Annotated in this window: 13 protein-coding genes; 9 read left to right on the top strand and 4 right to left on the bottom strand. The window is 62.7% G+C overall.

Annotated features, from left to right (window positions below; translation table 11 throughout):
• Positions 1 to 72 precede the first annotated feature (72 nt).
• Positions 73 to 888 carry an SGNH/GDSL hydrolase family protein gene (locus CFU_RS22805; RefSeq protein WP_050808695.1) on the top strand — a complete coding sequence of 272 codons (816 nt, stop codon included), beginning with the start codon at positions 73 to 75 and terminating at the stop codon, positions 886 to 888.
• Between the two features lie 21 nt (positions 889 to 909).
• Here the strand turns inward: CFU_RS22805 and CFU_RS22800 are convergent, their stop codons facing one another.
• Together CFU_RS22800 and CFU_RS22795 are read right to left on the bottom strand one after the other, a co-directional pair.
• Positions 910 to 1,677 carry a transporter substrate-binding domain-containing protein gene (locus tag CFU_RS22800; RefSeq protein ID WP_041742792.1) on the bottom strand — a complete coding sequence of 256 codons (768 nt, stop codon included), beginning with the start codon at positions 1,675 to 1,677 and terminating at the stop codon, positions 910 to 912.
• A gap of 20 nt (positions 1,678 to 1,697) precedes the next feature.
• Positions 1,698 to 3,197, bottom strand: a complete 1,500-nt coding sequence (locus CFU_RS22795) for a PLP-dependent aminotransferase family protein (protein ID WP_014008355.1) — start codon at positions 3,195 to 3,197, stop codon at positions 1,698 to 1,700.
• 118 nt (positions 3,198 to 3,315) lie between these two features.
• On the opposite strand from CFU_RS22795, the gene gabT reads away from it, so the two are divergent.
• The 7 genes from gabT to CFU_RS22760 all read left to right on the top strand — a co-directional run bounded on the left by gabT (position 3,316) and on the right by CFU_RS22760 (position 12,065).
• A complete protein-coding gene (gabT, locus tag CFU_RS22790) occupies positions 3,316 to 4,638 on the top strand; it encodes a 4-aminobutyrate--2-oxoglutarate transaminase (RefSeq protein ID WP_014008354.1) in 1,323 nt (440 codons plus the stop codon).
• Positions 4,639 to 4,684: 46 nt separating this feature from the next.
• A complete protein-coding gene (locus CFU_RS22785; protein WP_050808782.1) occupies positions 4,685 to 5,806 on the top strand; it encodes an ABC transporter ATP-binding protein in 1,122 nt (373 codons plus the stop codon).
• Positions 5,807 to 5,865: 59 nt separating this feature from the next.
• Entirely contained in the window at positions 5,866 to 6,906 is a 1,041-nt protein-coding gene (locus CFU_RS22780; protein WP_041742791.1) for an ABC transporter substrate-binding protein, read from the top strand.
• Positions 6,907 to 6,991: 85 nt separating this feature from the next.
• Positions 6,992 to 8,287, top strand: coding sequence for an ABC transporter permease (locus CFU_RS22775; protein WP_085959154.1), 1,296 nt, complete (start codon positions 6,992 to 6,994; stop codon positions 8,285 to 8,287).
• A gap of 4 nt (positions 8,288 to 8,291) precedes the next feature.
• Entirely contained in the window at positions 8,292 to 9,125 is an 834-nt protein-coding gene (locus tag CFU_RS22770) for an ABC transporter permease (protein ID WP_041742789.1), read from the top strand.
• Positions 9,126 to 9,197: 72 nt separating this feature from the next.
• The gene (gabD, locus tag CFU_RS22765; protein WP_041742788.1) at positions 9,198 to 10,652 is read left to right on the top strand and encodes an NADP-dependent succinate-semialdehyde dehydrogenase; all 1,455 of its coding nucleotides are present in this window, start codon (positions 9,198 to 9,200) and stop codon (positions 10,650 to 10,652) included.
• A 243-nt stretch (positions 10,653 to 10,895) separates the two neighbouring features.
• Positions 10,896 to 12,065, top strand: coding sequence for an MFS transporter (locus tag CFU_RS22760; protein ID WP_041743812.1), 1,170 nt, complete (start codon positions 10,896 to 10,898; stop codon positions 12,063 to 12,065).
• A gap of 10 nt (positions 12,066 to 12,075) precedes the next feature.
• Here CFU_RS22760 and CFU_RS22755 read toward each other — a convergent pair whose 3' ends face one another.
• A complete protein-coding gene (locus tag CFU_RS22755; RefSeq protein WP_041742786.1) occupies positions 12,076 to 13,032 on the bottom strand; it encodes a phytanoyl-CoA dioxygenase family protein in 957 nt (318 codons plus the stop codon).
• 138 nt (positions 13,033 to 13,170) lie between these two features.
• Here CFU_RS22755 and CFU_RS22750 point away from each other — a divergent pair, with 138 nt between their 5' ends.
• On the top strand, positions 13,171 to 14,019 hold the full coding sequence (locus CFU_RS22750) for a helix-turn-helix domain-containing protein (protein ID WP_014008346.1): 849 nt from the start codon (positions 13,171 to 13,173) through the stop codon (positions 14,017 to 14,019).
• A gap of 46 nt (positions 14,020 to 14,065) precedes the next feature.
• Here the strand turns inward: CFU_RS22750 and speB are convergent, their stop codons facing one another.
• Entirely contained in the window at positions 14,066 to 15,019 is a 954-nt protein-coding gene (gene speB / locus CFU_RS22745) for an agmatinase (RefSeq protein ID WP_014008345.1), read from the bottom strand.
• Positions 15,020 to 15,022 lie beyond the last annotated feature (3 nt).

Raw genomic sequence — 15,022 nt, 5'->3', positions numbered from 1 at the left:
TAATTGTTTGCCGTTGAGCAAAATCATATAAACAGTTTATCTGTGACGATAGCAAAATCAAGGAGACATGACGTGCGCCGCTGGTTGCCGGAACTGATCGCATTACCGCTCTTGCCATGGCTGCTGATACAAGGCCGTCGCACGCGCCGCATCACGCCACGCCTGCCGGAAGCGATGGGACCGACCATCGGCCAGGCCCGGATCGCCGGCAGCACTGAGCCGCCGCAGCGGCCGCTGGCCTTGCTGACTATCGGCGAGTCGCCGGTAGCCGGGGTCGGCGTCGCCACCCATTACGAAGCGATTACCGGCCAGTTTGCGGCGGCGCTGGCGATGCGCCTGCAGCGTACCGTGACCTGGCAGGCGGTCGGCGAAAACGGCGCCACCCTGAGCGACGCCGTCAAGACCATGCTGCCGCAGGTGGCCTCGCAAAAGGTGGATATCGTGCTGATCGCTTTCGGCGTCAACGACACCACCGCGTTCCGCTCTTGCCGCCGCTACCGGACCGAGCTGCTGCAATTGATGCGCGACTTGCAGGCGCAGCTGGACCCGCGCCTGATCGTGATATCCGGGATTCCGCCGATCCATGCCTTCCCGGCGCTGCCGGAACCCCTGCGTTACGTGCTGGGCCTGAAAGCCAAGGTGCTGGATGAAACGGTGGAGCAGCTGATCGCCGAACTGCCGGCCGATCTCGGCCACTTGCGGGTGACGCGGGTGCCTATCCTGATCGATATCAACGACCGCGCCCTGATGGCGTCCGACGGCTACCATCCGTCGGCCAGCGGCGTCTCCCTGTGGGCGCGCCAGCTGGCGACCGCTGTCGCCGCCCACCTGAAATCGATCAAGAAGAGCAAGCTGGCCGCGCAGCAGGCGGCAAGCAAGCAAGGCTGAGTTAGCAGCTTATTTAGCAGTTTACTTGAGCCATTGATTGACCACCCGGTCATAGTCGCCGGTCGCCTTCAGCTGGTGCATCCAGGTATCGACGAACTCCTTGAACGGCACGTCGCCGCGCGGCAGCATGAACGCCTTTTCCGAAAACTGCAGCGGCTGCTCCGGACGGATCGAGCACAGTTGCGGATGCAGCTTGGCCTGCCACAGGGTTTCGCTGGCGTCGGTCACCATCACGTCGGCTTTGCCCTGCACGATCTGGTCGAAGATGGTGACGTTGTCCGGGTGCAGGATCAGCTGCGCCTGCTTGTAGTTGGCGCGGGCGAAACGCTCGTTGGTGCCGCCCGGGTTGACGATGGCGCGCGTGGACGGCTGGTCGATCGCCGCCAGCGACTGGAATTTTGCGGCATCGGCGCAACGTGCAATCGCGGCTTTGCCATCCACCATGTGTGGCGCCGAAAACGATACCTTCTTTTGCCGTTCCAGCGTCACCGATACGCCGCCCATGGCGATATCGCATTTCTCCAGGAAATCGCCGGTCAGGTTGGTCCAGCTGGTCTTGACGAAGCGCGCTTCGACCCCGAGCGCCTTGGCCAGCGAGCGCGCCAGGTCGACATCGATGCCTTCGAAACTGTTGTCGCTCTTGAAAAACGTAAACGGCTTGTAATCGCCGGTCATGCATACCCGCAGGTTGCCTGATTTGACGACTTCGTCCAGCCGCGAGGGTGCGTTCTGGGCCGAGGCCGAGGCGGCGGCCGCGGTCAGCGCCAGCGTGACAATAAGCTTCTTCATCTGATCTCCTTGGGTAAAAATCATTTCCAGTGGGTTTTTATGATCGCCGCCAGCTTGTCGAAAGACGGCGCAATCTGTTCATTCGGTACGCAGGCATAACCCAGCAGCAAGCCCTGGTGCCTGGCCCCGGCGTTCATGAAATAGCGCGACAGCGGCCGCGCCACGATGCCCTCGGCGCGTGCGGCGCGGCTGATGGCGAGGTCGTCGCATTGCTCCGGCAGGCCCAGCGCCAGGTGCAGGCCGGCTTCGCCGCCGGTGAGCGTGATGCGGTCGCCGAAATGGCGTTCGATCGCGGCTTGCAGCAAGTGCAGGCGCTCGGCATACAGGACCCGCATGCGCCGGATGTGCGAGGCGAAATGGCCTTCGGTCATGAAGTCGGCCATGACTGCCTGCATGAATACCTGGCTGCCGCGGTACAGCTCGGAGACGCCGATCGCAAACGCCGTCGCCAGCGTTTCCGGCACCACCATGAAACCGATGCGCAGGCTGGGAAACATGGTCTTGCTGAAAGTGCCCATGTATAGCACGCGGTCATCGGTATCCATGCCTTGCAAGGACGCCAGCGGCCGGCTGCCATAGCGGAATTCGCTGTCGTAGTCGTCTTCGATGATCCAGACCTTGCGGGTCGCGGCATACTCGAGCAGCATGCGCCGCCGCGACAGGCTCATCACCATGCCCAGCGGATACTGGTGCGACGGCGTGGCGCAGATGAAGCGCGGCGGCTGGCGCAGGTTGGCCAGGCGCATGCGCATGCCTTCGGCGTCGACCGGGATCGCGACCGGCTTGATGCCGAGCGAGTTGAGTACGCTGCGCGTGCCCCAATAGCACGGATCTTCGACCCAGGCACTGTCGCCGTGCTCGCCCAGCAGCTTGACCACGATATCCAGCGACTGGTGGATGCCGGTGGTGATGATCACCTGGTTGGCGGTGCAGTTGACCGAGCGCGCGATGCGCAGGTATTCGGCCACCGCTTCGCGCAGCGGCAGGTAGCCGCCGGCGTCGCCGTAGGTCAGCAGCTCGGCGCGCGAACGGCGCCAGTGCTTGTTTTGCAGGCGGCTCCAGATCTTGTTCGGAAACAGGGTGACGTCCGGCACGCCCGGCATGAAAGGTCCCCACTGCAAATCGCTGACGCCGGCTTGCTGGATCAGCAACGCGCCGTGGGCCGACAGTTCCGACTGGCCGCTGGGATCGGTCAGCGGCGGCGTGTTCAGGCGTATTTCGGGAATCTGGTCGGGCGTGGTGTCGGCGATGAAGGTGCCGGAACCGGCGCGGGTTTCCAGGTAACCCTCGGCGATCAGCTGCTCGTAGGCGTAGGTCACGGTATTGCGCGATATGGCCAGTTCGCGCGCGAGGTCGCGCGAGGAGGGCAGTTGCCAGCCGGACGGCAGCAGCTGCGACAGGATGGCTTCGCGGATGGCCTGGTAAATCTGCCGGTTGAGCGGCGCGCCGGCGCCCTTGGCGGGTCTGGCGCCACGCTCTATGCGCATCAGCAAAAAATCGGTGAGCGAGGCGATGCGCAAAGTGGCTCCATTAGAAAACTGAAAGTGGCACTATATTATAGATCCAGCTCGGCCTTAGTATGCATCAAAGCTTGTACAAAAAACGCATATTGAATGACAACAGGCGCCAGGAGCCAAGATGAAAAACGACGGATACCACGCAGCTGCGGCTGTCGCTGTAGCAAACACCAACGCCTCACTGCATCAACGGAAAAATGCCGCCACCCCGCGCGGCGTCGGCGTCATGTGCGATTTTTATGCCTCGCACGCGCTCAACGCTGAAATCTGGGATGTCGAAAACCGCCGTTTCATCGACTTTGCCGCCGGCATTGCTGTCCTCAACACCGGCCACCGCCATCCGAAACTGGTGGCGGCGATCCAAGAGCAGCTCGGCAAATTCACCCATACCGCCTACCAGATCGTGCCCTACGCCAGTTATGTCGAACTGGCCGAGCGCATCAACGCCGTCACGCCTGGCGACCATGCCAAAAAAACCACTTTCTTCTCGACCGGCGCCGAAGCGGTAGAGAACGCCGTCAAGATCGCCCGCGCCGCCACCGGCCGCAGCGCCGTGATCGCATTCAGTGGCGCATTCCATGGCCGCACCATGATGGGCATGGCGCTGACCGGCAAAGTGGTGCCGTACAAGGTCGGTTTCGGGCCGTTCCCGGCCGAGGTCTACCACCTGCCGTTTCCGATCGAACTGCACGGCGTCAGCGTGGAACACTCGCTGGCGGCCTTGCAAATGCTGTTCAAGGCCGACGTCGACCCGAAGCGCGTCGCCGCCATCATCCTGGAACCGGTGCAAGGCGAGGGCGGTTTCTACGCTGCGCCGCCGGCCCTGATGCAGGCGCTGCGCGCCTTGTGCGACGAGCACGGCATCCTGTTGGTGGTGGATGAAGTGCAGACCGGTTTCGCCCGCACCGGCAAGTTGTTCGCGGTGGAACATTCCGGCGTGATCCCTGACCTGATGACGATGGCCAAGAGCCTGGCCGGCGGCATGCCCTTGTCGGCCGTGTGCGGCCGCGCCGAGATCATGGATGCGGCGGCGCCCGGCGGCCTGGGCGGCACCTACGCCGGCAATCCGCTGGCCGTCGCTTCGGCGCTGGCGGTGCTGGATGTGATCGAAGAAGAACAACTGGTGGAGCGCGCCAACCTGCTCGGCGCCAAGCTGAAACAGGTGCTGGAAGGCCTGCGCGCCGAGATCCCGCAGATCGCCGATATCCGCGGCCTGGGAGCGATGGTGGCGGTGGAATTCCTGCAGCCCGGCACGCGCCAGCCGGATGCCGAGTTCACCAAGAAGGTCCAGGCCGAGGCTCTCAAAAACGGCTTGCTGTTGTTGAGCTGCGGGGTCTACAGTAATGCGATCCGCTTCTTGTTTCCGCTGACGATAGAGGATAACTTGATGGATGAGGCGCTGGCCATCCTGAGCGCAGCGATGCGCACCGTTGCCGCGGCTTGAAACTTGTCGGGAGAATGAGTTGAAGCAAGAAAATATCACTACCCACTTGCCCTTGGTGTCCAAAGAAGTTGCCGACAAGCCAGGCGCGCCGGACACCCTGGTGCAGTTTTCCGGCGTCAAGAAAACCTATGACGGCGAAAACCTGGTGGTCAAGAACCTCAACCTGGATATCCAGCGCGGCGAGTTCCTGACCCTGCTCGGGCCTTCCGGTTCCGGCAAGACCACCTGCCTGATGATGCTGGCCGGCTTCGAATTCCCCACCGGCGGCGAAATCCGCCTGGACGGCCAGCTGCTCAACAAGGTGCCGCCGCATAAGCGCAACATCGGCATGGTGTTCCAGAACTACGCGCTGTTCCCGCACATGACGGTGGCGCAGAACGTCGCCTATCCGCTGCGGGTGCGCAACATCGGCGGCAGCGAACGCGCCGACAAGGTCAAGAAAGCGCTGGACATGGTGCAGATGGGCAAGTTCGGCGACCGTTATCCGGCCCAGCTGTCCGGCGGCCAGCAGCAGCGTATCGCGCTGGCGCGGGCGCTGGTGTTCGATCCCAAGCTGGTGCTGATGGACGAGCCGCTGGGCGCGCTCGACAAGCAGCTGCGCGAACACATGCAGCTCGAACTGAAAGCCCTGCACAAGCGGCTCGGCGTGACCTTTGTCTACGTCACCCATGACCAGAGCGAAGCGCTGACCATGTCAGACCGCGTCGCCGTTTTCGACCAGGGCATCATCCAGCAGCTGGCGGTGGTCGACCGCCTCTACGAATATCCGGAAAACCAGTTCGTCGCCGGTTTTATCGGCGACAACAACCGCTTCAACGGCGTGCTGGCAGCCAGCGAAGGCGGCAACGGCACGCTGCGTTTGCCGCACGGCGGCTTGCTGAGCGGCCTCAATGCCAACCAGGCCGAAGTCGGCCGGCAGGTAGTCGCCTGCATCCGGCCGGAACGGATCCACCTGTTGCCGCTGGCCGATGCGCCGCAACAGGCTTTGCGCGTGAGCGTCAGCAGCCTGATCTATTTCGGTGACCACGTACGGGTGCGATGCGCAATCCCGCAGCAGGACGACTGCTTCGTCAAGCTTTCCCTGAACGACCCGGCGCTGGCCGGATTATACGAAGGCACAGAGGTTGCATTGGACATAGATCCCAAGCACCTGCGCATTTTCATCTGAAAATTTTCCGCACTTGTTGGCACTTGTTCGTACTTGTTATTAAATCCCGAGGAGACGTGATGAAGTCGATATTCAAACCTGTTTTTACCAGCGCTGTGTTGGCGCTGGCTGCGGTAGGCATGGCGCAGGCGGCAGCCCTGACGGTGGTCAATTTCGGCGGCGCCAACGGCGCGGCGCAGAAGGTGGCTTATATCGATCCTTACGCCAAGGCTAGCGGCGACAAGATCACGGTGGTCGAATTCAACGGCGAGCTGGCCAAGGTCAAAGCCATGGTCGAAGCCAAGAAAGTCAGCTGGGATGCGGTCGAAGTCGATGCCGGCGATATCGGCCGCGCCTGCGAAGAAGGTTTGCTGGAAAAGATCGATTTCAGCAAGATCGGCAACAAGGCCGATTTCAATCCCGCCGCCATCCATGAATGCGGCGTCGGCGCCTTCGTCTGGTCTACCGTGCTGGCCTACGATGCCGACAAGCTCAAGAGCGCGCCAAAGAGTTGGGCCGATTTCTGGGATACCAAGAAATTTCCCGGCAAGCGCGCTCTGAAGAAGGGCGCCCAGAACAACCTGGAGTTCGCGCTGATGGCGGACGGCGTGGCGCCGAAAGATGTCTACAAGCTGCTCGGCAGCAAGGCCGGCGTCGATCGCGCCTTCAAGAAACTGGATGAGCTGAAACCGAGTATCCAGTGGTGGGAAGCCGGAGCCCAGCCGCCGCAATTCCTGGTGGCCGGCGACGTCGTCATGTCGAGCGCCTTCAACGGTCGCATCGATGCCGCCCAGCGCGAAGGCAAGAACCTTAAGGTCAGCTGGACAGGCAGCATCTACACGCTCGACTTCTGGGTGATTCCGAAGGGCTCGCCGAACAAGGCCGACGCCGAGAAATTCGTCGCCTTCGCCAGCAAGCCGGAATCGCAAAAAGCCTATGCCAGCAATATTTCCTACGGCCCGGTGAACAACCAGGCGCTCAAGCTGCTCGATCCGAAAGTGCTGGCCAACCTGCCGACTTCGCCGACCAACGCCAAGGATGCCCTGGCGCTGAGCCAGTCGTTCTGGACTGACCATGGCGAAGAACTGGAACAGCGCTTCACTGCCTGGGCTGCCAAGTAAGCAGGTTGCCGCTGGCCATGGGAAGTACCTCCCTGTGGCCGGCGGCCGTTCTTTGCACTCATCTTTTTGCCAGAGCCGGATCACCATGACTTCTATTGCATCCTCCGCCGGCGCCAATCCGATGCCGATGGCCCCGCCGGCAGCGCCGCACAATGCGCAGCTCAAGCGCGAACTGCGCCAGGCCCAGTTCCGCAAGCGCGCCGCCGCGCTGGCGCTGATTGCGCCGCTGGCGATTTTCCTGCTGCTGACTTTCCTGGTGCCGATCGCCATGCTGCTCAAGCGCGCCGTGGAAAATCCGGAAATCGCGACGACGCTGCCGCATACCGTCGCCGCCCTGAGCAATTGGGACCGCAAGAGCAGTCCGCCGGATGCTGCCTATGCCGGACTGGCGACCGACCTGCTGCAGGCGCGGGAAGACAGCTCCGCCGGCTCGCTGGCGCGGCGCCTGAACTCGGAAATCTCCGGCGCCCGTTCCATCATCATGAAAACCGCGCGTGCCTTGCCCTTGCTGGATGCCGACGGCAAGCCGCTGCCGCCTGCGCAAATCAAGCAGGCGCTGATCGATATCGATGAGCAGTGGCAGCAATTGCCGTACTGGCAGGTGATCGCCAAGAACGGCGCACCGTATTCTCCTTACTACCTGCTGGCAGCGCTGGACCTGAAACAAGATGTTTTCGGCCATATCGAAAAAGCCGATCCGGACGCATCGGTATACCAAAAGATTTTCGGCCGCACTTTCTGGATGGGGCTGGTCGCCACCCTGGCTTGCCTGGTGCTCGGCTATCCGCTGGCTTACTGGCTCTCGACCATGTCGGAGCGGCGTGCCAACCTGTTCATGATCCTGGTGCTGATCCCGTTCTGGACCTCGATCCTGGTGCGGGTCGCGGCCTGGATCGTGCTGCTGCAGTCGGAAGGTCTGGTCAACAAGGCATTGATGGCGACCGGCCTGACCCAGGCGCCGCTGGAGCTGCTGTTCAACCGCATCGGCGTGTATATCGCCATGACCCACATTCTGCTGCCGTTCATGATCCTGCCACTGTACAGCGTGATGAAAGCGATCCCGCCGACCTACCTGCGGGCTGCGGTATCGCTTGGCAGCCATCCGTTCGCCGCCTTTTGGCGCGTGTACGTGCCGCAAACTTATCCGGGAATCGGCGCCGGCGCCTTGCTGGTGTTTATCCTCTCGGTCGGCTACTACATTACGCCGGCGCTGCTGGGCGGACCGAACGAGCAGATGGTCAGCTATTACATCGCCTATTTCACGAATGTGACCATCAACTGGGGCATGGCTTGCGCACTGGGCGCCTTGCTGTTTGCCGCGACGCTGGTGCTGTACGGCGTGTACCGCCGCTTCACCAAAAACGACGTGGCGATGGGATAAGAAAATGAAACTGTTTCCGCAATTTCCCCCTTATATTTCATTGACCGAACGCGTCTGGTTCTATTTTTCGCGCGGCTTCAACCTGCTGGTGCTGCTGTTCCTGCTGTTGCCGATCCTGGTCATCATTCCGCTGTCGTTCAGCGACAGTACTTTCCTGGTGTATCCGATCCACGGCTTTTCCATGCGCTGGTATCAGAACCTGGTGCAGTCGGACGAGTGGGTCAGCGCCGCCAAGAACAGTTTCATCGTCGCGCCATTAGCTACCGTGCTGGCGACCGTGCTCGGCACGCTGGCGGCGGTCGGCCTGAACAAGGCTGATTTCCACGGCAAGGGTTTGCTGATGGCGGTGCTGATTTCGCCGATGGTGGTGCCGGTGGTGGTGGTCGGCGTCGGCGTTTATCTGTTCTTCGCGCAGATCGGCCTGTCCGACAGCTACACTGGCCTGATCCTGGCGCATGCGGCGCTCGGCGCGCCGTTCGTGGTGACCACGGTGCTGGCGACGCTGCAAGGCTTCAACCAGAACCTGGTGCGCGCCAGCCTTAGCCTGGGCGCCAATCCGCTCTCTACTTTTTTCCGGATTACCTTGCCGGTGATTGCGCCGGGCCTGATTTCCGGCGCCTTGTTCGCCTTCGCCACCTCGTTCGACGATGTAGTGGTAACCTTGTTCGTGGCAGGCCCCGGCCAAGCCACCTTGCCGCGCCAGATGTTCACCGGCATCAAGGAAAACATCAGCCCGACCATCGCCGCGCTAGCCACCATCCTGATCGTGTTTTCCACCTGCCTGCTGCTGGTGCTGGAATGGATACGCGGACGCAACAAGGCGCTCGCCAAATTCTAGCCGCTTGCAGGGCACTGCTTTTCAGCACGCATGTCGCAACTGCGTGCCTTCAATGTTCATAGGAGTCAGCCCATGATGCAATTAAAAGATCCCTCGTTGTTCCGCCAGCAAGCCTATGTCAACGGCGAGTGGTGCGGCGCCGACAGCGGCGCCACCCATGCCGTGACCAATCCGGCCACCGGCGAAACCATAGGCAGCGTGCCGCTGATGGGCGCCGCCGAAACCAGGCGCGCGATCGCCGCCGCAGATCAAGCCTGGCGCCAGTGGCGGCGCAAGACCGCCAAGGAACGCAGCATCGTGCTGCGCAAATGGAACGACCTGATGCTGGCAAACCAGGACGACCTGGCGCTGATCATGACCGTCGAACAAGGCAAGCCGCTGGCCGAGGCCAAGGGCGAAATCGCCTACGCCGCGTCGTTCATCGAATGGTTTGCGGAAGAGGGCAAGCGCGCCGGCGGCGACACCATTCCTTCACCGTCGCCGGGTTCGCGGATCGTGGTGGTGAAAGAACCGATCGGCGTTTGCGCCGCGATCACGCCGTGGAATTTTCCGGCTGCGATGATTACCCGCAAGGCCGGCCCGGCGCTGGCGGCAGGATGCACCATGGTGCTCAAGCCGGCCGAATCGACGCCGTTCTCGGCGCTGGCGCTGGCGGTGCTGGCCGAGCGCGCCGGCATTCCCGCCGGCGTGTTCAGCGTGGTGACCGGCTCCGCGCGCGAAATCGGCGCGGAAATGACCAGCAATCCGGTGGTGCGCAAACTGACGTTTACCGGCTCAACCGGGGTCGGCCGTTTGCTGATGGAGCAGTGCGCCGCCACCATCAAGAAACTGTCGCTGGAACTGGGCGGCAACGCGCCGTTCATCGTGTTCGACGACGCCGACCTGGATGCGGCGGTGGAAGGCGCCATGGCGTCCAAATACCGCAACGCCGGCCAGACCTGTGTCTGCGCCAATCGCCTGTATGTGCAAGATGGCATCTACGATGCCTTCGCCGAAAAACTGGTGGCTGCGGTAGCCAAGCTGAAAGTCGGCGATGGCCAGCAGGAAGGCGTCACGCAAGGTCCGCTGATCGATCAGAAGGCTGTCGCCAAGGTCGAGCAGCATATTGCCGACGCGGTATCCAAAGGCGCGCGCGTCCTGGCCGGCGGCAAGCGCCATGCGCTTGGCCAGAGTTTCTTCGAGCCGACCGTGCTGGCCGACGTCACCGCCGACATGATGGTGGCGCGCGAAGAAACCTTCGGCCCGATGGCGCCGCTGTTCCGTTTCAAGACCGACGACGAAGTGCTGGCGCTGGCCAACGATACCGAATTCGGCCTCGCCAGTTATTTCTACTCGCGCGATATCGGCCGCATCTGGCGCATTGCCGAAGGCCTGGAAAGCGGCATGGTCGGCATCAACACCGGCCTGATATCGAATGAAGTGGCGCCGTTCGGCGGCGTCAAGCAATCGGGCCTGGGGCGCGAAGGGTCGAAATACGGGATTGAAGATTACCAGGTGATTAAGTACCTGTGCATGGGCGGAATCTGAGGTTTCCGGCGCGCCGCCTTGCATGCATGTGCGTCCTGCAAGCCGCGCCCCTGAGGCACGGCGTTTCGCAAAAATCCAACACTTTCCCAGTCGGCAACGGCATTTTGAGGCCGAAATCTGGTAGCGCTAACACAAATAAATCGCCGTTGCTATAATGTTGCTTCGCACCATGGCCCCGGTGCGCGCCTCAGACCGCCGCGCTTTCCTGCTGTTCGGCGGTTCCATTTCCGGACGATCATCATGCTGTCTTTGCCCCTATTTGCCCTTGCTGTTGCCGCTTTCGGCATCGGTACGACGGAGTTCGTCATCATGGGCTTGCTGCCCGACGTCGCGCGCGACCTTGGGGTGACCATCCCGGCGGCGGGCATGCTGGTGACCGGATATGCGCTAGGCGTGACGATAGGGGCGCCGATCGTCGCCATCGCCACCGCCAACATGCCGCGCCGGACGGCGCTGCTGAGCCTGATCGGCTTGTTCATCATCGGCAATGTGCTGTGCGCCTTGTCGCCCAATTATGCGGTGCTGATGCTGGCGCGGGTGGTGACGGCGTTCTGCCACGGCGCGTTTTTCGGCATCGGCTCGGTGGTGGCGGCCGGGCTGGTGGCGCCCAACCGGCGCGCGCAGGCAATCGCCCTGATGTTTGCCGGCCTGACCCTGGCCAATGTGCTGGGCGTGCCGTTCGGCACCGCACTTGGGCAGCAGCTGGGCTGGCGCTCGACGTTCTGGGCGGTGACCGTGATCGGGGTGCTGGCGGCAATCGCGCTGGCGCTCTGGCTGCCGAAGAAAATCGAGATGCAAAAGACCAGCCTGCTGCAGGAATTCGCGGTGCTCAAGGACAAGCAGGTATTGATGGTGCTGGCGATCAGCGCACTGGCTTCGGCCAGCCTGTTTTCGGTATTCACCTACATCACGCCGATCCTGGAAGACGTCACCGGATTGACGCCGCATGCCGTGACGCTGGTGCTGCTGGTGTTCGGCCTGGGCCTGACGGTGGGCAGCGCGCTCGGCGGCAAGCTGGCCGACTGGCGCCTGATGCCGTCGCTGATCGGTTTCCTGGTGGCGCTGGCGATCGTCCTGACGGTATTCACCCTGACCATGCGCACGCCATTGCCGGCCGTGATCACGATCTTTATCTGGGGCGTGCTGGCGTTTGCGATCGTGCCGCCGCTGCAGGTATTGGTGGTGGAACGCGCCAGCGCCGCGCCTAACCTGGCGTCGACCCTGAACCAGGGCGCTTTCAACCTCGGCAATGCGAGCGGCGCCTGGTTCGGCGGCATGGCGATCAGCGCCGGCTTCCACCTGACCACCTTGCCTTACGTCGGCGTGGTGGTAGTGGTGGCGGCGCTGGGTTTGACCTTGTGGTCGGCCTCGATCGAACGCAACAACAGCCTGGCGCTGACGTCTAGCGAATAAGCGCCGGGCTTTACCAGGGTTTCTTGCCCAGGATTTTCTCGCCCAGTTCGCTCAGCTGCGCCAAGGGATAGCGGGTCTTTTCCCATTCGCGCGGATCGCCGGGAAAGGCATAACTGTCCGGCGGCGTCCGCTGTTCCCAGCTTGTCAGCCGCCAATCCTTCAATCCTGCTTCCTCTTCGCGCGCCGGCGTGAATGCGATGTACAGCGCCAGCCGCACCTGGTCGGCCGAGGTGTTGGGGCGGATGCCGTGCGCCAGCAAGCTGTTGAAAATCAGCAGGTCGCCCGCCTGCATCGGCACGAACTGCACTTGCCACGGCAGCGATTCAACGTCCGGGCGCCACGGGTTGCGGTCCTTGGGCGCGCTCTTGCGCCACTCGGCGAAATGTTTGAACAGCTCGGGAATACATTGGAAACCGCCGCCTTCCGGCGTCGTATCCGATAACGCCAGCACCCCTTGCACGTTCACCGGCAGCGGTTCCAGCGAGGTATCGGCGTCCCAGTGGATGAAGCCGCCGAAACGGCGCGCGCCCTGGTTCGGCGTATTCAGGTTGGCGCGGTCTATGGTTACCCACAGGTCTTCGCGGTCCCAGATGTCGACGAAGGCGTCGACGATGCGCGGCGTCTGGCGGTTGTCCCAGAAAGTCTGGTGGTGATAGGCCTCGACCATGCCGGAACCGTTCAGCTCCTTCATTTCATGGTCGCGCAGCTGCGCCCGGTTCCAGGTTTCCGGCGCATTGCGGTCCAGCTCCTGGAATTCCCACAGGAAGTCGACGGTGCGCTGCACCTGCTCGGCGCAGACCGCCTGCTTGACGATGACGTAGCCGTAGGTTTGCCAGTGCTGGAAATCGGCGGCCGACAATACCCGCAGCGGCAGGGTTTTGCGTATGTCGCGCAGTTGCTCCTGGTCGGGGTAGAGCACGGACGGATTGCCGAGGGCTTGCTTGGCGGCGGCGTAAGGCTGGTTCATTAAGGTCTCCGGATGGGTGTTGTCGGCTGGGCCTGGTTTGATTGCAGCTCGATTCTCTGCCGCCGGGCGCCGGCCGGTTTCGCCGCAACTGCCGCTTATTGATACTATTCTGATGTAATCATCCATCGGAAGGTCAGAATGCGACCGCAATACGAGCATCTCACCCTCTCTCCCGGCCATTCCTGGCAGCTGCTGTGGCGCGAATTGCCGGAGCTGCCGTTTCTCTGGCATTACCATCCGGAGTTCGAGCTGACCCTGAACGCGCGCGGCCAGCGATATGTGGGCGACCACCTGGCCGATTTCAGCGACGGCGACCTGATTCTGCTGGGGCCGAACCTGCCGCATACCTGGTCGGCCAGCGAACGGATAGACGCCGGGCAGCAGATGCTGGCGGTCGTGGTCTGGTTTTCGCGCGACTGGCTGGTGCAGCTGCAAACCAGTTTGCCGGAACTGGGCGGCCTGCTGCAACTGGGTAAACGAGCCGACAGGGGATTGCAATTCTCGGCCGCGGCGGCGGCCGGTGTCAGGCCGCTGATGCTGCGCATGGAGAAACTGGCACCGGCGCAGCGCCTGCCGCTATTGCTGGAACTGCTGCTGCTGCTGGCGCAAGATGAACAGGCGCAGCCGCTGGCTTCGGTAGCTTCCGCTTCGATTGCGGTGGATACCCAGCGCCAGCGCATGGGACGGGTGCTGGATTACATGCATGCGCATTTCCAGGCGGCGCTGTCGGTCGAGTTGCTGGCCGAGCGCGCGGCATTGTCGGTAGGAGCTTTCCACCGTTTCTTCAAGCGCCACACGCAGTTGACCGTAACCGCTTACCTGGCCCAGCTGCGCATAGGCAGCGCCTGCCAGCAACTGATCCAGACCGACAAGACGATAGGTGTGATTGCGCAGGAAGCGGGGTATCGCAACCTGGCGCATTTCAACCGCCAGTTCCGCGCGGCCAAGGGCGTCAGTCCAAGCGATTTCAAGAAACGATATCGATAAATCAAGATTTTTGGCGAGCGCTTACTTTTTGTATATGAAAATAATGCTAGCGGCGCGGCACGCCCGGCAGCACGCATAGCATTTCATACGCAAGATTGGCGCCCAGCAGGGCAGTGGTGCCGACCGGGTCGTAAGGCGGCGACACTTCGACCAGGTCGGCGCCGACGATGTCCAGGCCCCAGGCGCCGCGGATGATTTCCAGCGCCTGCGGCACGGTCAGGCCGGCGATTTCCGGGGTGCCGGTGCCGGGCGCATAGGCCGGGTCGATGCCGTCGATGTCGAAGCTGAGGTAGACCGGGCCGCCGGCCAGGCGGGCCCGCACTTCTTCCATCAGCGGCGCCAGCGATTTGTTCCAGCACTCTTCCACCTGCACCACCTTGAAACCCTGGTCGCGGCACCAGTCGAAATCTTCCGCGGTGTAGCCGGTGCCGCGCAAGCCGATCTGCACCACGCGCTGGCAATCCAGCAAGCCTTCTTCCACCGCGCGCCGGAACGGCGTGCCGTGCGCGATCTTTTCACCGAACATGGTGTCGTTGACGTCGGCATGGGCGTCGACGTGGATCAGGCCGATCTTGCCGTATTTGCGATGCAGGGCGCGCAGGATGGGCAGCGCGATGGTATGGTCGCCGCCCAGCGAAATCGGGCGGCAGCCGGAGGCGACGATGCTGTCGTAAGCGGTCTCGATCAGCCTGATCGAATCGAGCAGGTTGTAGGGATTGATGGCGACGTCGCCGAGGTCGGCGATGCGCAGCGCGTCGAAAGGCGCGGCGCGGGTCGCCATGTTGTAGGGCCGCAGCAGCACCGATTCGGTACGCATCTGGCGCGGGCCGAAGCGGGTGCCGGAGCGGTTCGAGGTGCCGAGGTCGAACGGCACGCCGACAAAACAGGCGTCCAGTTCCGCGCTGCTGGCGACGTGCGGCAAACGCATCATGGTGGCGATGCCGCCGAAACGCGGCATGTCGTTGCCGCCTAGCGGTTGGTAAAGTGGGGTTTCCGACATGAT

The organism is Collimonas fungivorans Ter331, assembly GCF_000221045.1.
GTDB classification, from domain to species: Bacteria; Pseudomonadota; Gammaproteobacteria; order Burkholderiales; family Burkholderiaceae_D; genus Collimonas; species Collimonas fungivorans_A.
The sequence above is the reverse complement of the archived record's forward strand: the minus strand, read 5'-3'. Positions and strand labels throughout refer to the sequence as shown.

Coding starts and splice junctions, on each gene's coding strand:
- CFU_RS22800 (WP_041742792.1), bottom strand. CDS start 1,677: ATGAAGAAGCTTATTGTCACGCTGGCGCTGACCGCGGCCGCCGCCTCG.
- gabT (WP_014008354.1), top strand. CDS start 3,316: ATGAAAAACGACGGATACCACGCAGCTGCGGCTGTCGCTGTAGCAAAC.
- CFU_RS22780 (WP_041742791.1), top strand. CDS start 5,866: ATGAAGTCGATATTCAAACCTGTTTTTACCAGCGCTGTGTTGGCGCTG.
- CFU_RS22775 (WP_085959154.1), top strand. CDS start 6,992: ATGACTTCTATTGCATCCTCCGCCGGCGCCAATCCGATGCCGATGGCC.
- CFU_RS22770 (WP_041742789.1), top strand. CDS start 8,292: ATGAAACTGTTTCCGCAATTTCCCCCTTATATTTCATTGACCGAACGC.
- gabD (WP_041742788.1), top strand. CDS start 9,198: ATGATGCAATTAAAAGATCCCTCGTTGTTCCGCCAGCAAGCCTATGTC.
- CFU_RS22755 (WP_041742786.1), bottom strand. CDS start 13,032: ATGAACCAGCCTTACGCCGCCGCCAAGCAAGCCCTCGGCAATCCGTCC.
- CFU_RS22750 (WP_014008346.1), top strand. CDS start 13,171: ATGCGACCGCAATACGAGCATCTCACCCTCTCTCCCGGCCATTCCTGG.
- speB (WP_014008345.1), bottom strand. CDS start 15,019: ATGTCGGAAACCCCACTTTACCAACCGCTAGGCGGCAACGACATGCCG.